This is a genomic window from Anaerolineales bacterium (genome assembly GCA_022866145.1).
GTDB lineage: Bacteria > Chloroflexota > Anaerolineae > Anaerolineales > E44-bin32 > PFL42.
This window is the reverse complement of record JALHUE010000478.1, coordinates 1-4,919: the sequence shown is the minus strand read 5'-3', so window position 1 is coordinate 4,919 and position 4,919 is coordinate 1. Positions and strand designations below refer to the sequence as shown.

The following is a 4,919-nucleotide window of genomic DNA, read 5'->3' as shown; positions in this document are numbered from 1 at the left end:
GCCGCGCTCTCGCGTCTGGTCGATCTCCCCTGGCAGTTCATCTTGCTGGGAACCGGCGACGAAACGCTTGAAGCCACGGCGCGTTCCCTGGCGGCGGCCCATCCCGAACGAGTGCGCTCTGTCCAGCGCTTCGACCCGGCTATTTCCCGGCGGCTGTACGGCGGTTCCGATATCCTGATTGTCCCCTCAAGATACGAGCCCTGCGGCCTGTCGCAACTGATGGCCATGCGCTATGGAAGCATTCCCGTCGTGCGGGCCACCGGGGGCCTGCGCGACACCGTTGCGCCTTACGCCGACGGCCGGGGCACAGGCTTCGTGTTCGGCCCGCCACAGAGTGAGGCCCTCGAGTCGGCCCTTCGGCAGGCTCTCGCTCTCCACCGCGATCCACCCGCCTGGCAGGCGCTCCAAGTCCGAGCCATGGCGCAGGACTACGGGTGGGGCCGATCGGCCGGCGCCTATCGGGACTTCTATCGCAGGACGGCCCAGGTTCAATGACCGCGTGACCCATTCTGCCCTCCTCGAGCAGCGCCGCTGCGGGCTGCTGCTGCATCCGACATCCTTGCCTGGACCCCACGGAATCGGGGACTTCGGGCCCGCAGCGCTGGCGTGGCTCGAGTGGCTGGCTTCTACCGGTTCTGGGCTGTGGCAGGTCCTGCCGCTGGGCCCTACCGGCTATGGCGATTCCCCCTACCAGAGCTTCTCCTCCTTCGCTGGGAATCCGCTCTTGATCAGTCCGGATCTGCTCGTGGAGGAGGGGCTTATCCGCCCGGGAGAGCTGGAGGCCCGGGATTGGCCGACGGCCGCCGTGGACTTCGGTCAGGTAATTCCGTACAAGCGGCAGATCCTCGAGCTAGCTACCTCTCGCTTGCGGCAGGGATGGGCATCGGCGCTGACCGAGTCCTTCCAGCGTTTCTGCGCCGAAAACGCTTCGTGGCTTCAGGACTACGCTCGTTTCATGGCGATCAAGGGCCGGCACGCAGGACGGGTGTGGACGACCTGGCCGGAGGAACTGGTCCGCCGGGACCCGAGGGCCCTTGCCCGGTTGGACGTCGAATTTGAATCGGAGATCTCTCAGCAGCAGGCCCAGCAGTTCTTCTTCTTCCGACAATGGCAGCGTCTGCGTGACCGCGCCCAGGAGTTGGGGATCGCGATCATTGGGGATATCCCGATCTTCGTGGCGCACGATAGCGCCGATGTCTGGGCGAACCAACACCTGTTCGCCCTGAAGCCCGGCGGAGACCCGAAATTGGTAGCGGGGGTCCCTCCCGACTACTTCGCACCCACCGGGCAGCTGTGGGGAAATCCGCTCTATGCCTGGGAGGCGCACCGGGCGCAAGGGTACGAGTGGTGGATCAGCCGCTTCCGAGCCGCCCTGCACATGGTGGACATCGTCCGCTTGGACCATTTCCGAGGGATTGAGGCCTACTGGGAGATCCCGGCCGATGCGCCCACCGCTGAGACCGGGCGCTGGATGCCCGGCCCGGGGCAGGCCTTGCTGGAGGCAGTCGACGCCGCTCTCGGGGAATTGCCGGTGATCGCGGAGGATCTGGGTTTCATCACTCCCGGAGTGATTGCCTTGCGGGATCACTTCCGACTGCCGGGAATGAAGATCCTGCAATTCGGCTTCGGCAGCGGTCCCGAGGATCCGTTCTTGCCCCACAACTACCCGGTTCGATGTGTGGTCTACACCGGAACACATGACAACGACACGGTTGTCGGGTGGTATCAGCAGGCGCCGGAAGCCGAGCGCGATTACTGCCGCCGATATCTGGCGCGGGATGGGAGTGATATTGCCTTCGACATGATTCGAGCCGCTTGGGCGTCCGTTGCAGGCTGGGCAATCGCCCCGCTGCAGGACGCGTTGAGCCTCGGACCCGAAGCCAGGATGAACTTCCCCGGCAAGCCGGACGGGAACTGGACCTGGCGTTTCACTGCTGGACAGATGACCTCGGAGGCGGCAGACCGGCTGCAGGTCTTGGCTTGGGAGTCCGGCCGCCTGCCTCAGCAGCCTGCGACCCTGCGCTGAGCCGTTCGGCTCGGCGAGCGAGGCCCTCCATTCGGGACTCGCACTGAGGAGCTCGGCCGAACACCCGGGCAGCGGACCGGGCGGTCAAGGAGGTAGACAAAATGCGGGTGGCAGTGCTCTCGGACACTCACGACAACATCTGGCGGCTCGAAGAAGCCCTTCCGCACCTGCGTTCGAGCGACGTCGTCATCCACTGCGGCGATCTGTGCTCGCCCTTCATGATTCGTCACCTGGGCCAGGGCCTGCCTGGAAAACCGGTGCATCTTGTATGGGGCAACAACGATGGCGACACCTACCTGATTTCGAAGGTGGCGGCGGGCTTCGCTGACATCCATCTGCACGGCCCGCTGGCCCAACTGGAATTGGAGGGCGTGAAGGTGGCCGTCAATCACTACCCGGAACTGGCCAGAGGTCTGGCCTCGACCCAGACCTTCGGCCTGGTTTGTTATGGACATGATCACACCGCGCATTTTGAGTGGGTCGGAGGGTGCCTACTGCTGAATCCTGGGGAGCTGATGGGGCTAGACGGGAGGAGCAGCCTGGCGCTAGTCGATCTCCCCGACCGAGAGGTGCAGTTTCTGGACCTGCGAGCCTGAGGGACGGGATCCGGCGGAGGAGACCGGCCCACCCGCAACAGTCGGCCTGAGATCCCTCATGCCTGTGCGGGTAGTCTTCTCGACAGTTCCGAGGGACATAGGCTGTACACTGCCTCCTCACGGCTTCGTCGCGGGGGTATCACACGAAGAAGTGCCCTTTCTGGGCAGAAGACACTCGAATTGAGGCGATTGTTTGTCGGTGTTGCGGCCGCGCACTACCTGCTGCCGCGCTGTCTACTCCCAAAGCAGAACCGGTCATTACAGTGCGAAAGAGCAAGAAGGCAGGGTTGGTTGTCCTTCCAAACCCGATCATATTCCTGATGGGTCTTGGGTACCTTTGCATTGGCAAACCTCTACGTTTCGTTGTGGTTCTTTGCATCCAGGTCTTCGGTCTCATCCCCATGACCATCCTGGGCCTGCGTGATTGGTGCCCTCCCCTCCTGATCATCCTCTGGCTCTTCAACCTCGTCGGTGTCTGCATTCAGACGAGGAAGGTCAACCGAGCGATGGGGACTGAGCCCGGGGTGGTGCAAGGAGGCCGCATCCCGGACTGGGTGCTCAATGCGGTGGTGTTGGTACCCGCAGGGATCTTGTGCCTGCTAGCGGTGGCTCCAGGGCTGTGGCCCTACGGCGACCAGGTGCTTGGGTTGACCTAGATTGAACCTACGGCCAGCGGGCCAAGTGGAAGGATCGTGTGCAATCAGGGTACCTGTTTGGCGGGCAAGGAACCCCGGGCCAGTTAGGGAGCCTAGGTCGACGTGGGTGGACCTATGAAGGAGGCGCTTGCCTAGTGCAGGGCGCTTAGGCCCGTGGCTAGCGTCTGGCGTTCCGCCTCGGTCAGACGGGCGGAGGCATGCATCATCAGGTAGATCGCCGGGGGCATCTCACCCTCCAGAACGACCTCGCCCAACTCGCCGGCCTCGACTCGCCGACCCCCTTGCCAATCCGAGAAGTTGATCGTGGCGCGACCCTCGGCGACGTCGTTGGCGGCGAGCCAAGAGAACGGAGGGATCTGTGTGTACCACCACCAGGTGGTCTCATTGCTGTGGCAGTCGAAGCAGGCGCGCTGGGCGAGGGCCCGGACCTCAGGGCTTGGCCACTGCGGCTCACTCACCACCGGGGGGTTGTGACCGATGATCGGCGGACGGATGAGTAGAATGCCACCGCAGATGACGAGCAACGCAACAAAGAGAATCCACAAGACCTTCTTCATGTAGTTTCCTCCGAAGTAGACGTCTGCCATGCAGCGAACCGCGGTTGGAGGCAATCGGGACAGTCAGGTTCTCGCCCCTGTTTTCCGCAGGCGATTTCATTTCACAAGTTGATACTCTCCGCATGGAGCAAGCGGCTGCAGCGGCCAGCAGGCCCAGCTTCGGACCGCAGGACAGCGTGGGGGGCTTCCACAATGCATCCATAGGTCTACCCGAGGACCCAGCCGACCACCACCAACCAGACAGCCAACGTGGTGGGGCCGCTTTCCCATGCCGGACATCCAGCGGCAAACATGCCGCCGGCTAGCCGGTAAGGGCTGGTGGCGGCGCTCCTGCTGGGCAACCTGCGAATGTGGAAGTCCAGCACGAAGTCCTGATAGGCAGTCCTGAGTGCTAACAACATGGCAGCCTCCCAAGTAGGCCGCCGGCAATAGATAGGGCGTTGCTTTCTGGAGGCAACAACCCTCACATGCGGGAGTACTCGTTCGTTGGCGCCCCTGCGGCGACTCGAACGCCGGCATTTGCCTCCGGAGGGCAACGCTCTATCCACTGAGCTACAGGGGCATTGAATGTGATTCTAATCGAACCTCGACCGGCTCACAACCCCGACCCGCCTCCCTTCGGCTGCGGGTGGCGCTCGGCCGGCACCCGGCGGCGCCCCGCGCCTCTGACCTTGGGAGGTTGCATCAGCCTCGCCGGCGTGGGCTGCCGGAGGATCCGGCGGATCTCGATGCCAATCCCCCTCTGCCGCCCAACTCACACCGCGCCCGAGGGCAGGCCCTCGCGCTCCTCGCCCGATTCAGGTACAAGGTAGATCCAGGGCAGGCTCACCAGGGTTGCCACTGCCTTGATCGCAACGTTGGCCAGCACGATCTCGGCCAGCACCGCTCCCGGCATAGTTCCAGCGAAGGCCACCAGAACGAAGATCAACGAGTCGAGCGGGACGGACACGCTGTTGCTGACCAGCACGCGTGCCCATTGACGACGGTGCGTGACGTGCTCGATCCACAGCCGGTAGACCTCTGTGTCTGCGAGCTCCGAGATCACCTCGGCGATGATCGAGGCCAGTACGATGCGCCAAACCGG

Annotated in this window: 7 protein-coding genes and 1 tRNA gene; 4 read left to right on the top strand and 4 right to left on the bottom strand. The window is 63.7% G+C overall.

From position 1 onward, the window contains the following. The 4 genes from MUO23_14055 to MUO23_14040 all read left to right on the top strand — a co-directional run. Positions 1-495, top strand: a 495-nt coding sequence (locus tag MUO23_14055; GenBank protein MCJ7514074.1) for a glycosyltransferase, incomplete at its 5' end; no start/stop codon positions are given. 4 nt (positions 496-499) lie between these two features. Beyond that, entirely contained in the window at positions 500-2,026 is a 1,527-nt protein-coding gene (malQ, locus tag MUO23_14050) for a 4-alpha-glucanotransferase (GenBank protein MCJ7514073.1), read from the top strand. Positions 2,027-2,127: 101 nt separating this feature from the next. Next, entirely contained in the window at positions 2,128-2,622 is a 495-nt protein-coding gene (locus MUO23_14045) for a YfcE family phosphodiesterase (GenBank protein MCJ7514072.1), read from the top strand. Positions 2,623-2,909: 287 nt separating this feature from the next. After that, positions 2,910-3,278, top strand: a complete 369-nt coding sequence (locus MUO23_14040) for a hypothetical protein (protein MCJ7514071.1) — start codon at positions 2,910-2,912, stop codon at positions 3,276-3,278. A 131-nt stretch (positions 3,279-3,409) separates the two neighbouring features. Here the strand turns inward: MUO23_14040 and MUO23_14035 are convergent, their stop codons facing one another. The 4 genes from MUO23_14035 to MUO23_14020 form a co-directional block, all read right to left on the bottom strand. Then, entirely contained in the window at positions 3,410-3,835 is a 426-nt protein-coding gene (locus tag MUO23_14035; protein ID MCJ7514070.1) for a heme-binding domain-containing protein, read from the bottom strand. 206 nt (positions 3,836-4,041) lie between these two features. Beyond that, on the bottom strand, positions 4,042-4,236 hold the full coding sequence (locus MUO23_14030) for a hypothetical protein (GenBank protein ID MCJ7514069.1): 195 nt from the start codon (positions 4,234-4,236) through the stop codon (positions 4,042-4,044). Positions 4,237-4,322: 86 nt separating this feature from the next. Beyond that, a tRNA-Arg gene (locus tag MUO23_14025) sits at positions 4,323-4,397 on the bottom strand. Between the two features lie 192 nt (positions 4,398-4,589). Then, the coding region (locus MUO23_14020; protein ID MCJ7514068.1) for a queuosine precursor transporter at positions 4,590-4,919 on the bottom strand (330 nt) is incomplete at its 5' end.